This window comes from Methylotenera sp. (assembly GCF_029945705.1).
Classification (GTDB): domain Bacteria; phylum Pseudomonadota; class Gammaproteobacteria; order Burkholderiales; family Methylophilaceae; genus Methylotenera.
The window spans coordinates 61,091-74,960 of record NZ_JAQSDC010000056.1; the positions used below are offsets into that span (position 1 = coordinate 61,091).

General features: G+C 41.8%; 13 protein-coding genes. 9 read left to right on the top strand and 4 right to left on the bottom strand.

Annotated elements, in window-relative coordinates:
- The first annotated feature begins 1 nt into the window (after nt 1).
- The 3 genes from PSU78_RS12645 (at nt 2) to PSU78_RS12655 (ending at nt 3,395) form a co-directional block, all read left to right on the top strand.
- Complete coding sequence (locus tag PSU78_RS12645; RefSeq protein ID WP_300388547.1) at nt 2–1,687, top strand: formate--tetrahydrofolate ligase; 1,686 nt, start codon at nt 2–4, stop codon at nt 1,685–1,687.
- Between the two features lie 12 nt (nt 1,688–1,699).
- Nucleotides 1,700–2,272 (top strand): YigZ family protein, encoded by a 573-nt coding sequence (locus tag PSU78_RS12650; protein WP_300388549.1) that lies wholly within the window; start codon nt 1,700–1,702, stop codon nt 2,270–2,272.
- Between the two features lie 88 nt (nt 2,273–2,360).
- Nucleotides 2,361–3,395 carry an AI-2E family transporter gene (locus PSU78_RS12655; RefSeq protein ID WP_300388551.1) on the top strand — a complete coding sequence of 345 codons (1,035 nt, stop codon included), beginning with the start codon at nt 2,361–2,363 and terminating at the stop codon, nt 3,393–3,395.
- 34 nt (nt 3,396–3,429) lie between these two features.
- On the opposite strand, the gene PSU78_RS12660 is transcribed toward PSU78_RS12655, so the two are convergent.
- From PSU78_RS12660 to PSU78_RS12675, 4 genes are all read right to left on the bottom strand, one after another.
- A complete protein-coding gene (locus tag PSU78_RS12660) occupies nt 3,430–4,095 on the bottom strand; it encodes a hypothetical protein (protein WP_300388553.1) in 666 nt (221 codons plus the stop codon).
- 269 nt (nt 4,096–4,364) lie between these two features.
- Nucleotides 4,365–5,345 (bottom strand): M48 family metallopeptidase, encoded by a 981-nt coding sequence (locus PSU78_RS12665; protein WP_300388554.1) that lies wholly within the window; start codon nt 5,343–5,345, stop codon nt 4,365–4,367.
- Nucleotides 5,342–5,875, bottom strand: a complete 534-nt coding sequence (locus PSU78_RS12670; protein WP_300388556.1) for an SH3 domain-containing protein — start codon at nt 5,873–5,875, stop codon at nt 5,342–5,344. Before PSU78_RS12670 ends, PSU78_RS12665 begins: the two co-directional genes overlap by 4 nt.
- Before the next feature lie 34 nt (nt 5,876–5,909).
- The gene (locus PSU78_RS12675; protein ID WP_300388558.1) at nt 5,910–7,613 is read right to left on the bottom strand and encodes a CHASE2 domain-containing protein; all 1,704 of its coding nucleotides are present in this window, start codon (nt 7,611–7,613) and stop codon (nt 5,910–5,912) included.
- 225 nt (nt 7,614–7,838) lie between these two features.
- On the opposite strand from PSU78_RS12675, the gene PSU78_RS12680 reads away from it, so the two are divergent.
- The 6 genes from PSU78_RS12680 (at nt 7,839) to PSU78_RS12705 (ending at nt 13,446) form a co-directional block, all read left to right on the top strand.
- Complete coding sequence (locus tag PSU78_RS12680; protein WP_300388560.1) at nt 7,839–8,636, top strand: uroporphyrinogen-III synthase; 798 nt, start codon at nt 7,839–7,841, stop codon at nt 8,634–8,636.
- A gap of 75 nt (nt 8,637–8,711) precedes the next feature.
- Complete coding sequence (locus tag PSU78_RS12685) at nt 8,712–10,031, top strand: DNA recombination protein RmuC (RefSeq protein WP_300388562.1); 1,320 nt, start codon at nt 8,712–8,714, stop codon at nt 10,029–10,031.
- A 17-nt stretch (nt 10,032–10,048) separates the two neighbouring features.
- Nucleotides 10,049–10,318, top strand: coding sequence for a molybdopterin converting factor subunit 1 (moaD, locus tag PSU78_RS12690; RefSeq protein WP_300388564.1), 270 nt, complete (start codon nt 10,049–10,051; stop codon nt 10,316–10,318).
- Nucleotides 10,319–10,334: 16 nt separating this feature from the next.
- Nucleotides 10,335–10,790, top strand: a complete 456-nt coding sequence (moaE, locus tag PSU78_RS12695) for a molybdopterin synthase catalytic subunit MoaE (RefSeq protein WP_300388566.1) — start codon at nt 10,335–10,337, stop codon at nt 10,788–10,790.
- 66 nt (nt 10,791–10,856) lie between these two features.
- On the top strand, nt 10,857–12,995 hold the full coding sequence (locus PSU78_RS12700; protein WP_300388568.1) for an AAA family ATPase: 2,139 nt from the start codon (nt 10,857–10,859) through the stop codon (nt 12,993–12,995).
- 34 nt (nt 12,996–13,029) lie between these two features.
- The gene (locus PSU78_RS12705) at nt 13,030–13,446 is read left to right on the top strand and encodes an RNA-binding S4 domain-containing protein (protein WP_300388570.1); all 417 of its coding nucleotides are present in this window, start codon (nt 13,030–13,032) and stop codon (nt 13,444–13,446) included.
- Nucleotides 13,447–13,870: the final 424 nt, after the last annotated feature.

The window sequence follows — 13,870 nt, forward strand, 5'->3', positions numbered from 1 at the left end:
GATGAAGTCTGATATTGAAATCGCACAAGCTGCAATACTCAAGCCGATTTTACAAGTTTCATCAGAACTCAATCTTGCTAGTGAAGATTTAATTCCTTATGGTCAACATATTGCCAAGCTTAGCGCGGCATGTATTCAAAAACTACAAACTCAGGCTGATGGTCAATTAATTCTCGTCACAGCTATTAGTCCCACACCTGCAGGTGAAGGAAAAACGACTACGACCATCGGGTTGGCAGATGCACTGAATCAAGTGTTAGCCAATAAGAATCAACATGCCATGGTGTGTATGCGCGAGCCTTCGCTTGGCCCAGTATTTGGCCTAAAGGGCGGCGCGACAGGCGGCGGTTATTCGCAAGTCGTGCCGATGGAAGATATTAATTTGCACTTCACAGGCGATTTTCATGCCATTAGCAGTGCAAACAATTTACTTGCAGCGTTGATTGACAATCATATTTACCAAGGCAATGCGTTGGATATTGCTCCCGCGAGCATTAGTTGGCGTCGCTGTATGGATATGAATGACCGCGCCTTGCGCGACATTACATTAAACGGTCTTAATAAAGACGGACAATCGTTTGAACGGCAAACAAGTTTTGATATCACCGTTGCCAGTGAAGTGATGGCGATATTCTGCTTAGCCACTACGTTAGAGGATTTGCAAGCACGTTTAGGTAATATTCAAATTGGTTTAACTAGCGCAAATAAGCCAGTATTAGCCAGTGATTTAAATGCTGAAGGTGCAATGACAGCATTGTTAAAAAATGCTTTGCAACCGAATTTAGTGCAAACCCTAGAGCATTCTCCAGCATTAGTCCACGGTGGGCCTTTCGCTAACATTGCGCATGGCTGTAACTCAGTGGTGGCAACAAAGGCAGCGTTGAAGTTAGCAGATTTTGTGGTGACGGAAGCGGGTTTTGGCGCAGATTTAGGTGCTGAGAAATTTATTGATATTAAATGCAGAAAAACTGGCTTGCAACCAGCTGCGGTTGTGTTGGTGGCAACAGTGCGCGCACTTAAATATCATGGTGGCGTTGATGTTGGATTGTTGAATCAAGAGGATCTGACGGCTTTAAAAAGCGGCATAGCCAATTTAAAAAAGCACATAGATAACCTTCAGCAACATTTTGGTTTAAAGATAGTAGTGGCTATCAATCACTTTTTAAGTGATAGCGATGCTGAAATTGCATTGCTAGAAACAGAAGCTGCCAGTTTTGGTGTTAAAGCCATTGTTTGTAAGCATTGGGCGAGGGGCGGTGCAGGCGCTCTTGATTTGGCGCAAGAAGTCATTAGCATGACTAAACAGCCAACTAATCATTTTAAACTGCTCTACCCTGATGAGATGCCATTGCTGGATAAAATTCAGACAATTGCGCAGAAAATATATGGGGCGAGCCATGTGGAGTTGTCTGTAGAAGCGCAGACTGCGCTTATTGAGTTAGAGAGAAGTTATAGTCATTACCCTGTTTGTATTGCAAAAACGCAGTATTCATTTTCATCAGATCCTAAGCTAAGAGGCGCACCAACTGGACATGTGTTAAAAGTCCGTCAATTAAGACTCTCTCGTGGTGCTGAGTTTATTGTAGCTATCTGTGGTGAAATAATGACCATGCCAGGTTTACCAAAACAGCCCGCAAGTGAGCGTATTAGTGTGAATCAAGCAGGTAATATCGTTGGCTTAAATTAGTTAGAAGGTACATTGTTAGTTATTACACAAGCAGGTTTCGCTGATCAAACCATTAATAAATCTCGTTTTATCGCAATGGCGCTAGCCTGTGCAGATGAACGTGAAATCGGACAGGCATTACGTGCATTTGCATCAAAACATCCGACTGCACATCATTTAGCCTATGGTTTCAGGCTCAAAACAGAGCAGGGTATAGTTCCACGCTTTTCAGATGCAGGTGAACCTTCGGGTACGGCTGGTATGCCTGTGTTGAAGTTGATAGAAGGTCGAAATTTAATTAATGTATGCGTTGCAGTAATTCGTTATTATGGCGGCATTAATCTAGGCACAGGCGGGCTGGCACGTGCTTATGGCGGTACCGCTAAGTTAGCTTTAGATGCCGCTAAAACTAGTCACTTTGTTGAAATGAAATCCTATCCATTGACTATTACTTACAAGCAAATGGATATGATGATAAATGCATTGCTCAAGTGTAACGGTAGCATCGTGAGTAAAGCTTTCAACGACCAAATCGAACTGGTGGTTTTGTTACCTGTGGATGAATCGTTTAATTTTTTGAATCGTTTTAAGCCATATGGCGGTTAAAAAAACACACTTTTGCAGATTTAGCACCAATGTATGTGTGCTATTGTTAAGCTAATCTTTTAAGGGAGCCTATAAGGTACATGGCTGCATGACTAAAACTTCACAACTATTGCCAGCATCAGTATGCGATAAAGCGGCTTGGCTAATCGCCGCATGCGCTTTAATTTTTGTACTTAAATTTAGTTTACTACCCGCCTTGCTTTCAGGATTGTTGGTGTATGAGTTGGTGCATATCATCACACCACTTATTGCACGTAAATTTCCAACTAAAAAACCTAGCAATCGCTCCAAGCTATGGGCGGTAGGCATTTTAGTTGTGATTGTTGTAAGTTTACTCGCCCTTGCTGGTGCTGGTTTAGTCGCTTTTTTTAGATCGGATGCAGGTAGTCTGACAGTCTTACTCGCTAAAATGGCGCAGATTATTGAAGACTCACGCAAAATACTTCCTAGTTGGATTGTCGAACATTTGCCAGCGGACGCGATAGCGTTTAAAGAGCAAGCCGCAGCGTGGTTGCGCAGCCATGCTGATGAGTTGCAAGGTGTTGGAAAAGAAGCTGGGCGTATCACAGCACATGTACTTATTGGTATGATTATTGGCGGCATTTTAGCTGTACGCGAGGCGGTGGCAATGGATAATTTTAAGCCATTCGCTCGCGCGTTAGCGGGGCGTGGTGAGTTGTTTAGTGATGCTTTTAGACGTGTGGTATTTGCACAATTGCGCATAGCAGCCATTAATACAACATTTACTGGGATTTATTTAGCTATAGTGTTACCACTTATGGGTATTCATTTGCCCTTAGTTAAGACGATGATTGCTATTACATTTGTGATTGGTTTGATTCCAGTGATCGGCAATTTAATCTCTAACACGATGATTGTGGTGGTTAGTTTAAGCCAGTCATTAGGTGTGGCGATTGCATCGTTAGCTTATTTAATCATTATTCATAAGTTTGAATACTTTTTAAATGCACGTATCGTCGGTAGCCAAATTCGCGCAAATGCATGGGAATTGTTGATTGCAATGTTATGCATGGAAGCCGCATTTGGTCTAGCAGGCATTGTTGCGGCGCCCATTTATTATGCTTACATTAAGTCGGAGCTACGGGCTAGAAACTTGGTTTAAGTAAGTTTCTAGTTTTTAATTTCTAGCAATGAATTTAACGTTTTTGCCGTTCACTAATAATTTTAGCTGCCCATTCTCTGCCACCAAGGCCAAAAGCGATTGCCAGCGCTAAAAACACTGCACCAAACATAATCACAAATAACGCGGTAATCAGTTGAGTGCCAATATCTAATTGCTCTAACGCTACAAAAATCGCAAATATTTGTACCAAATACTCTGCAGAAGTACTAATTGCCAGTGCGCCTTCAAACTTAATGCCATGTAGCCAAGCAAAAACGAGGCGATTAATAAAGCGACTCAACAAAGTACCAAATATCAACACAACAATCGCAACGATTATTTTTGGTAGATAGTTAGCCAGTTGATTGAGCATAATGGCGACTTCTGTCATGCCTAGTGCATTGGCGCCAGTAATCACAAATAGCAAAATCACCAGCCAGTAAACAACTTGGCTCACAATGCCACTCAATGAAACGTCGAAGTCATCATTTTTTAAAAAAGCTTCTAAACCTGATTTGCCAGCATATTGATCAAATTTGACCAGTTTTAAAATTCGTTTTACAGCCAAACGCGCTACTTTGGCCACTAACCAGCCACAAAATAAAATGACAATGACGGCTAAAAGCTTAGGAAAGAACATAGCGACTTGCTGCCAGAATTGATTGAGAGAAAAAAGAAAAGTATCAATTTGATATTGCATAGAGTGCTCCTCGATAGATTTTTTAGTTGAATCTATTACGCTGAAAAGGGTGTTGCCCCAATAACGACTAATTCCATAAAAGTTAACTTTATGTTTTAGTTCGAAGAATAATAATGTTGCGAGTTGATTATCGCTTAATTGGAGATGTGTCGCAATGGCTGAAATTGGTAATGACTTTGCCTCTGTATTTTGTCATCACTTAACGTGGATGACAAAATACAGAAGTCGAATAGAAACATGCTTAATGTACGTTGCTGAGTTTAAAGACGCTAGTTCTTAAGCTTGTAAAATCTATTCTCCAGCGTTTTTCCGTTGGTAATATTATCAAGTTTGCTGCCAATCGAATCTCCCAATGAAGCCAATCTTTCATCAGGCAGTGGGTGGGTTTTGAATAGCAATGCAACGCTATTATCATTCGGATTTGTCTGCCCCAATATTTGTAGCACGTCAGTTAAGCCAAATGGCTCATAACCAGAGCGCGTCGCATAGCTTAGGCCTAGTCTGTCAGCTTCAAACTCTGCATCTTTATCTAAACTTCTCGCGCTAATTTCTGCACCACTGCCAATCGCTTTACTAATAATTTTATTGTCTTTACCAAGCTTCTTGCTGAGGAAGCTGGCGCCTATATTAAGCAACTGTTGTTTTTGTAAAACCTTGAGTTGATGTTTTGCCACTACATGACCAATTTCATGGCCTAATACACCAGCTAGTTGAGCCTCATTAGTCATTTTTCGGTACAGGCCTTTAGTTATCATCACGTAGCCACCAGGCGCCGAGAATGCATTTAAATCATCACTTTCAATGACACCGAAGTGCCAAGGTAAGTCAGGCCTTTCTGATTGTGATGCTACCCAGCGACCTACGGAATTGACGTATTTCTGTAAAGCTTCATCTTTTACCAGTGGCGCAGCGCCTAGCAAGTTGCCTGTAATTTCACGGCCAAGTGCAATTTCTTCCGCTTTACTTGGGCTTTTCCAGTTAATCGTTTGTTGCGCTTTCTCAGCAGACTCTGTCGTTGCGGCGTTTGTCGCGGTATCTGGCGCAGTTGTTGTGTTTTGACTATCTGTGGCTGGCGTTTGCGGTGCCTCTGTTTGTCCCGTTTGCTGTTCAATTTGCTTTTTAGCGGCATCTTTCAATGCGTCACCTAAATTGAAAGCGGTGCTGGTCATACTGACACCAGCCAACATACTTGCAAGCACGGCTGATAACAGTATGTTTTTTCGGAATTTTGTTATGCTTGTTAGACTCATTTTGCGCCTCCATTAACCACTGTTGAATTAGGGGCTGCTTTTAAATTAGGAAAAGAGATGGTTTTTAAATTGCCAGCGTTAGCAAATTGACGACCTTGTTCTGCACTTTGCGTATAGCCTTCTAAGGCTTTTACTTCGGCTTCATTAAATTTGGCGGCTTTAAGTTCTTCCGCACTCAAGCTACGTATCCCTGTGGTAGAAACTACTTGACCAGTACCAGCGCGACCACTGGCTGCAGCCAATACGCCACTTACTTGATTGCCTGTGCTAGAGCTTCCACGTTTGACCGAAAGTAAACGCACCCAACCTGCGCTTTTCTTTGATTTCACTTGTAGCCAGGCACCTTTTTTGCTGATAATTTCAAGGCTATCACCACGATTTAATGTGCCCGTGACTTTGGCATCGGCAAATGGCTCAAAACGCACGCTGTCATTTTTAAGTGCGCTACCCGCTTCTGCGGCCATGCTATTATTTGCTATAAGCAGTGCTGGAAAGCTTGCTGCGATTAGCCATTGAGTTAATTTTCTCATCAGTGTTGTTCTCTTTTCTTTTAAAGCTAGTTTTCTAAAGACTGTTTTCTAAAACATCTAGTTTAATAATGGCTTGCGCGAATAAGCCGCGCCATTGACTATCCATTGCTTTTTCGGCATTTAGCACACCTGTATGTTGGGTATAACGTACGCTAGTGTCATTTGGCATACCTGCATTTTGCACTATGGTTTTTAATTGCAAGCCTAACTGCGTAGCATCAGCATTCACTTTGTCAGCTTCTATGGCATTGTCGTGCTGGTAAGCCCAGCTTACCGTAATCATGTCGGTAAACAGCCCCCAAATGCCGCTTTGCGTGCCTTTTAGTATTTCTACCGTGGCGGGTAGCGTGCAGCGTTGTGTAATGTTGTTTTGCAGCGTTTTTAACATGCTGTCGCTAAACGGCACTTCGCTATCAATCACAATCGGCATCAGCAAGATAGCAGCACCTTTTTTACCAGACTCAATATCGTTAGCTAGTAATCTTTGCATGGCGCGGTCATTAGCCAGCGCATATATTTTTGCCACACTGAAATACATAATTGCCCAAGTAATCGGGCCTGTAATGTCTAAATAAGTATTGGTAAAGTTAAGTGCAATGTAAGAAAGACCTAGCAAAGTAATCTGACTGCTACTGAAAATCTTAGTCACTTTGTCGCGGTCCACGTTGCGGTAAAACGCCAAAGCAGTGAGCCATATCAACAGCAAACTCATCAAAACATAGGGCGTTTTGCCGCGCCATACATGTAGGTAGTCTACGTGTTTAACGTTATCGATTGCCGTGGCTAATATTTCCACCCCGGGAAACTCTTTGGCCATCGCCGTGGCTTTAATATCAAACAATGAAGGCGCGGTTGAGCCAATAATGACTATTTTGTTGGTAAATTCATTTGGTACACGTTTTTTGACTTTACTTGCCATATCGGCATACACATCGCTGAAACTGACGTAAGGATAAGTGAATGCCTTACCACGCCAGTTAATGAGCATATCTTGAGGCAGTGGGGTTGAGTTCATTTGTGCAAAGTTGCCTACTGCTAGCGGTAATGAGGGCAATAGCCAGCCATTTTCATTATGCCAAAGTCTGTATTCACGTGCGATGCCATCTGTATCTGCGTAAATGTTATGTGTGCCTAGTCTCTTGGAATTAAGTGCTGCTTCAAAATGCGGCAATACAATGGCGATAGGTTTTTTAACCATTGAAAGAGGTTCGCCATCAACATTCTTTAATTGACGCTTGATGCCAGGAATCATATCTGGCGTGACTTTGCTTAAATTGTCACTGGCTGGCGATAGGCGCAACATAGGAAAAAACGTGTTGTTCGTGCCAGCAATCACATCATTAAAATAAGTATCACTATCAGGGTTGTAAACATCCGCATCGCTGAATAAAATATCAAACACAATTGCTCTTGGATGTTGACTTTCAATATTCTCTACAAACTCGCCAAATACTTGTCGTGGCCACGGCCAGCGGCCATATTCCTTTGCCATCGCATTGAGAGAGGCTTCGTTAATATCAACAATCACAATGTCTGGGTCAACTTTAGCTTTTACAATACGATTTTTAACCATCAAATCAAACGCGCGGTTACGCATGTTTTCACCAATATGAAACAGGCTGGCATCCAGTAAAATCAGCACAGAAAGCAGTGCGCATAAGTACAAATAGAAATTATTTTGTAACTTACGTGTAATGCTTAGTAGCCATTGAGTAAGAATTAATTTGAGTTTAATCATTATTTTTTAATTGAGTGTCTGCTTGAAAATATAGGCTTGCCTGAAGTTATATGGTTTTAACGCGCATAGGATTTGTTATACTGAAAACTTAAACCAAATATCAAAAAAACGCACGGATTAATTGCAGTGTTATTGAATTAAAGCCATTAAGTTATTTAGCCAAAATCTCTTTGGCTAATGTCTTTCTATCTAGTATCAATCTGTTTAGTACCTAGGAATTGTACATTGAAAAATAAAACCATTGCCATTTTAGAAAACCGCGCGGGTGAGCAACTTGCCGACTTGGTGAGAAAGTATGGCGGTACGCCTTTTTCGGCGCCTGCATTGGCAGAGATTCCCGATATTGACCCTGTATTAATTACCAGTTTAATTAACGATTGGCAAAAAAGTGCGCCTGAACTCTTTATTTTTCAGACTGGTGTAGGTGTTAAAGCTTTATTTGCCACTACGGATGAATTAGGTATTACTGAGCAGTTAAAGCAAATTCTTGAATCTTCAATTGTGCTTGTGAGAGGGATTAAACCATCGTCAGCATTGCGCTCATACAAAGTGCGTATAGATGCTACTGCGGGTGATCCTTTTACCACAACGGAAGTACTTGCTGAGTTAGATAAATATACGATTAAAGGCAAACGAGTAGCGGTGCAGCGCTATGGCGATACCAACTTGGAGCTTCAGCAAGCCCTAGAAGTACGAGGCGCATTAGTCACCGAGATTGCTACTTATCGCTGGAGTTTGCCCGCAGACACTCAACCGCTGGTTGATTTAATGGATGCGCTTGATGCTGGTAAAATTGACATGGTCTGTTTTACCAGTGCATCACAAGTTTATAATTTTTTTGCAGTAGCTGAATCACTTGGTCGCCATCAATCACTGCAGACAATGCTTAATAAAAGCATGGTGGCCTCTATTGGCCCAGTGTGTACCGTAGCATTGAAGAAGTTTGGCATCAAAGTCGATGTTGAGCCACAGCCGCCTAAGCTAGGGCCATTTATTACGGCCATTAATAGCAAGTTTGCTTAGTTCATTTCCGAGTTAATTTTTCTTGGTAATTTATTCTAAAAACGGAGCAATCCGCATCAGGTATAATCACGCCTTATGATACAAATATTAATTTTAGTGGTGGCGATTACCATTTTGTCGCTGATGATTTGGCAGATGCTGCGCGTCAACCAGCTAGATAAAAATGCGGTGATTTTGCAGCAGTTAGAAGAAAAGCACCGTGCCATGTTGCTAGATTTTAACGATGGCTTAAATAAATTGGGTGATCGTTTAAGTACGTCTTCAAACGAAACCAGCGAGCGCTTGCGTTCTAGTGTCGCGGCTGAGTTGCAAGCGACACGTGAGGCCATGCAGACACTTCAATTGGCGCAGAATAATAGCTTGTCGTTCACACGTGAAACCGTGTTGGAAAAATTGCACATTACTTTGAGCGAGCAAGGCAAGTCACAGCAAGCGCTTATCAATGACACGATGTTAAAGGCGACTACGACGCTAACGCAAAGCATAGAAAGTTTAACTAAAGCCGTGGATGGCCGTCTAGAGCAAATTGGTGGCAAAGTTTCTGAGCGCTTGGATGAAGGCTTTAAAAAGACTAATCAGACGTTTATAGATGTGATGGCACGCCTTGCAACGATAGACGAAGCACAAAAGAAAATCGATGGCTTAACCACTAATGTGGTGAGCTTGCAAGAGTTATTGGGCGATAAACGCAGCCGCGGTGCGTTTGGCGAGGTACAGTTGGAGGCCTTGGTACGCAATGTGTTGCCAGTGAATTCATTTGCCATGCAACATACTTTTGAAAATGGTACGCGTGCAGATTGTGCTTTGTTCTTACCTGACCCGACAGGAACGGTGGCGGTAGATAGCAAATTTCCACTTGAAAATTATCATCGTATGTTTGACAGCAAGTTGAGTGATGCCGAGCAGTTGTTGGCTGAAAAGCAGTTTAAACTTGATGTTAAAAAACATGTGGATGATATTGCTAATAAGTACATTATTTCAAATGTGACATCTGATGGTGCAGTGATGTTTATACCCGCCGAAGCGGTGTTTGCTGAGCTACATGCCTATCACAATGATGTGATTGAATATGCCATGAATAAGCGTGTTTGGGTGGTTTCACCCACTACCCTGATGGCAGTGCTTAACACCGCACGTGCCGTACTGAAAGACGTTGAAACACGCAAGCAAGTGCACGTGATTAAAGAAGAGTTAGGCAAGCTCAGTAAAGATTTTGGTCGTTTTGACCAGCGTATGAAAAAGCTTGCGGATAATATCCGTCAAGCACATGAGAATGCACAAGAAGTGCATATCAGTAGTCAAAAGATATCTAGCCGATTTGCCCAAATTGAGCGTGTAGAATTAGCCAATAAGCCGCTTGATCTGCTAGATATTATTGATGATAAAGAAGATTAAGTTAAATTTATAAGTATATGAAAATTAAAATATTATATTTCGCAAGATTAAAGGAAACACTTAAATTTTCTACTGAAGATTTAGATTTTCCCGATGATGATTTTGCACGCTCGCTTACCGTACTAAAACTAAAAGCATACCTTGCGAAGCGCAACGATACTTGGCAACAAATGCTAATGGGTAAGTTAAAAGTGAGAGGCGCAATTAACCATGAGTTAGTCGATGACAATGCGCCAATTGCCGATGGTGATGAAGTGGCTTTTTTCCCACCGGTTACGGGTGGATAGACGGTAATATTCGACAATGACAGTCCGCGTACAAACACAAGATTTTGATACAGGTTTTGAAATTAACCTGCTGCGTAATGCACGTAAAGATACAGGTGCCGTGGTGAGCTTTATTGGGCAGGTACGTGATTTAAATGAAGGCGATTCCGTATCGCAACTGACCTTAGAGCATTATCCAGGCATGACGGAAAAGGCGCTTGAGGCGATTGTGAGTCAAGCACAAAGCCGTTGGGATATTTTCGATGCAGTGGTGATTCACCGTGTGGGTACATTACAACCCACTGACCAAATAGTATTGGTGGCGGTGAGTAGCGCGCATCGTGGAGAAGCTTTTAAAGCCTGTGAGTTCATTATGGACTACTTAAAAACTGAAGCGCCATTTTGGAAAAAAGAAGTGACCAATCAAGGTGAGCGTTGGATAGAAGCCAAGCTGACAGACGATGATGCGCGTGAGCGTTGGCTTGAAAGTTAATAAAAATACCGAAAAATTAATACAAAATTTATACGAAATTAACACTTAAATAATTAGCAAGGCACCATGTCAATCACTACCAATTCAACATCAACAAGCTCGACTTTGTTATCACCACAGCAATTAACGCTTAATATTTCTGCTGAGCAATTTAACTTTGCTGATACTTCAGAACTTATCGCCGTTGATAGCAAAAGTGCGCAGCATCAGGCTTGGGTAGCGCAATCTGAAGCAAAAAAGGCGGCTGAATTTGGTTTGAATTTGCAGCAAGCAGGCTTTAATTTACTCGCGCTGGGTGAACCTGGCACTGGTCGCACAACGCTGATGTTAAGCGCTATGCATGAAGCCGCGTCTAAGCAATTCGCGCCCTCTGACTTAATTGCACTTCATCAGTTTGATAGCAATACTAAGCCGCTATTTTTAAAACTGCCTGCTGGTGTTGGCACGCAATTGAAGCAAGGATTGGATCAGTTTGTACGTCAATTAGCTAAAGAATTAGCCAGCCTGCTAGAAGCTAAAATTAAAGATAACGCGTCGACATTAATTCAAGAATTTCTGAATGTTCAGATAAGTACGATCAAAACAAATATTCCAGAAATTCAAGCTAACAAGCAGCTCACTCAATATTTTGAGTTACTGCAAAAAGACATTCTAGATACTTTGGAGGCTTGGCAACCTAGTGCCAGTGCTGATGATAATAATTTAGATGCGCTGTTGAGTGAAGGCTTTTTTGGGCGTTATCGCGTTAATGTGCTTGTTGAGCACGCGGCAAATCAACCAGCCCCTGTTATTTACGACAATGACCCAAGTTTACAATCATTATTTGGTGGCATCGAGAGTGCTGGCGATTCAAGCACTACGCCAGACTTTATGCGCTTAAGAGCGGGTAACTTATTGCGTGCAGATGGCGGTGCATTGTTATTGCATCTGCGCGATATTTTGGCGGATGAACAAAATGGCACTCAACTACTTGAAAAATTGCACCGTTTTTTACGCAATGGCACCTTACAAATTGAAGATTTAACCAGCAGTAGCAGTCAAGGCTCTAGCTTTGTCAGCGCCCAAGATGTGATTCCAGTTTCAGTGAAGCTTGTATTAGTGGCGACGCGTGAAGATTACTATGAATTGATTGATGATAAGTATGATTTTTTCAGCTACTTTCCTATCAAAATTGAATTCGCTGAGAAAGTAAAAGCGAATGCAGAAAATTACGCAGCCTATGCCGCATTTATCGCGCAGAAATGTCAGCAATTTAACTGTAGCCATTTTACGGCTGATGCAGTTTTGAGCTTATTGCAAGCCATGCACAGGTTAGAAGAAGATCAAACGCGTATCAGTACTAAGTTTGCAGTTTTAGAAAAACTTATGCTAGAAAGCGCAGCTGCAGCAGAGTTACGTGGCGCAAAATTAGTCGAGAAAGAAGATGTAAAAGCTGCGATTAACCGCAAATATGCCCGCCATAGCTACATTGAAGCACATGCGCGTGATTCAATTGTCGATAATGAATTGATGATTAACGTGTATGGCGAATCAGTAGGGCAGATTAACGGCCTAACGCACATAGACCTTGCGGATGCAAGTTTTGGGTCACCTGTACGAATTTCAGCAAACTGTTATGCGGGCCGATTAGATGTACTGACTATTGACCGCGAAGTGTCCATGAGCGGCCCAACGCATGATAAAGGCGTGATGATATTGCAAAGCTGGTTACATACTAATTTTGCACAATTCAACCCTTTAAACCTCACCGCTTCATTGGTGTTTGAGCAAGAATACAACGGCGTAGATGGCGACTCAGCCTCATGCGCGGAGTTGTTTGCACTGTTGTCAGCATTAACGCAATTACCCATTAAGCAAGGCATCGCCGTGACTGGCGCGCTTAGTCAACATGGTGAGGTATTACCCGTCGGAGGCCTAAATGAAAAAATTGAAGGCTATTTCAGGGTCTGTAAAGACATAGGCTTAGATGGCACACAAGGTGTATTAATACCCCAACGCAATATGCGACATTTGATGCTAAGTGACGAAGTTGTAGATGCCGTTGCTAACGGCCAGTTTCATATCGCTACGATGAACAACGCTGCTGAGGGTCTGTTGCATATTACAGGCCATACGCTGAAAGAAATTAATCAACTTGCTGAAGCCAAATTAATTGCATTCAAACAAATATTAGAAGCTAACTCACCAAAAATATTGACCAAGTAATCATATTGACTAGGTTAAAAGTGCTAATCAAAACATGTCAAAATCCATAGAAAATGATGATACTAAATGTAGGCTAGACAAGTGGTTATGGGCTGCGCGCTTCTTTAAGACTCGTAGCTTAGCCACTGCAGCCATTGAAACTGGTAAAGTGCATGTTGATGGCGACAGAGCTAAACCGGCCAAAGAAGTGCACATAGGCCAAATTATACACATTCGTAACCGAGACTTTGAGATTGAAGTCAGTGTGCTAGGGTTATCAAATATCCGTAAAGGTGCCCCAGAAGCTGCGCTCTTATACAGTGAAACTCAGGCAAGTATCATCAAACGAGAGAATGCGAGGGCAACAGGTGAAAGTGAGCATGCTCTTAGGGATCGTGGTGCCGGGCGTCCGACAAAGAGACAGTTGAGAGATATTAATAAATTTACTGGTGGCATAGATTTTGAGCTGTAAACTATATTTCGAGTGTAAGTTAAACGGCATTAGTGTACAAAGTTGAAAGTTTTTATATGCAACTAAAATCATTACTTTGCTAAGAAGTTAGCGATATCTACGAAGTTAGGTTTGTACTTTTCTTTTCTTGATTGAAGCCTAATTGCGTAACTGTCGTGCAGCATCTAGTCACAACATATGGAGTTTTTTAAGCAGGTATTTTCTAAGTCTGCTAATTCCTCCAAGAAATTACAGATACTTTAAAATATTTTCAATGACTTATAAATGCATTTTAAAGTAAATTCTGTATGAGTTCAATTGACCGTTTTTGCGTAAAGGAAAATTTTTTTATGTTAAAATTGCGTCGCATAATTATGGTGCTTTATCTAATGGGCATCTCTAAAAATCCACCATAATTTTGCAAACTGAGACTATGTGTGGCTAG

Bases quoted from the DNA above. Each gene is read 5' to 3' on its own strand.
- PSU78_RS12660 (WP_300388553.1), bottom strand. From the start codon at position 4,095: ATGCAATATCAAATTGATACTTTTCTTTTTTCTCTCAATCAATTCTGG.
- PSU78_RS12665 (WP_300388554.1), bottom strand. From the start codon at position 5,345: ATGAGTCTAACAAGCATAACAAAATTCCGAAAAAACATACTGTTATCA.
- PSU78_RS12705 (WP_300388570.1), top strand. From the start codon at position 13,030: ATGTCAAAATCCATAGAAAATGATGATACTAAATGTAGGCTAGACAAG.
- PSU78_RS12670 (WP_300388556.1), bottom strand. From the start codon at position 5,875: ATGAGAAAATTAACTCAATGGCTAATCGCAGCAAGCTTTCCAGCACTG.
- moaE (WP_300388566.1), top strand. From the start codon at position 10,335: ATGACAGTCCGCGTACAAACACAAGATTTTGATACAGGTTTTGAAATT.
- PSU78_RS12685 (WP_300388562.1), top strand. From the start codon at position 8,712: ATGATACAAATATTAATTTTAGTGGTGGCGATTACCATTTTGTCGCTG.
- PSU78_RS12675 (WP_300388558.1), bottom strand. From the start codon at position 7,613: ATGATTAAACTCAAATTAATTCTTACTCAATGGCTACTAAGCATTACA.
- moaD (WP_300388564.1), top strand. From the start codon at position 10,049: ATGAAAATTAAAATATTATATTTCGCAAGATTAAAGGAAACACTTAAA.
- PSU78_RS12645 (WP_300388547.1), top strand. From the start codon at position 2: ATGAAGTCTGATATTGAAATCGCACAAGCTGCAATACTCAAGCCGATT.
- PSU78_RS12700 (WP_300388568.1), top strand. From the start codon at position 10,857: ATGTCAATCACTACCAATTCAACATCAACAAGCTCGACTTTGTTATCA.
- PSU78_RS12655 (WP_300388551.1), top strand. From the start codon at position 2,361: ATGACTAAAACTTCACAACTATTGCCAGCATCAGTATGCGATAAAGCG.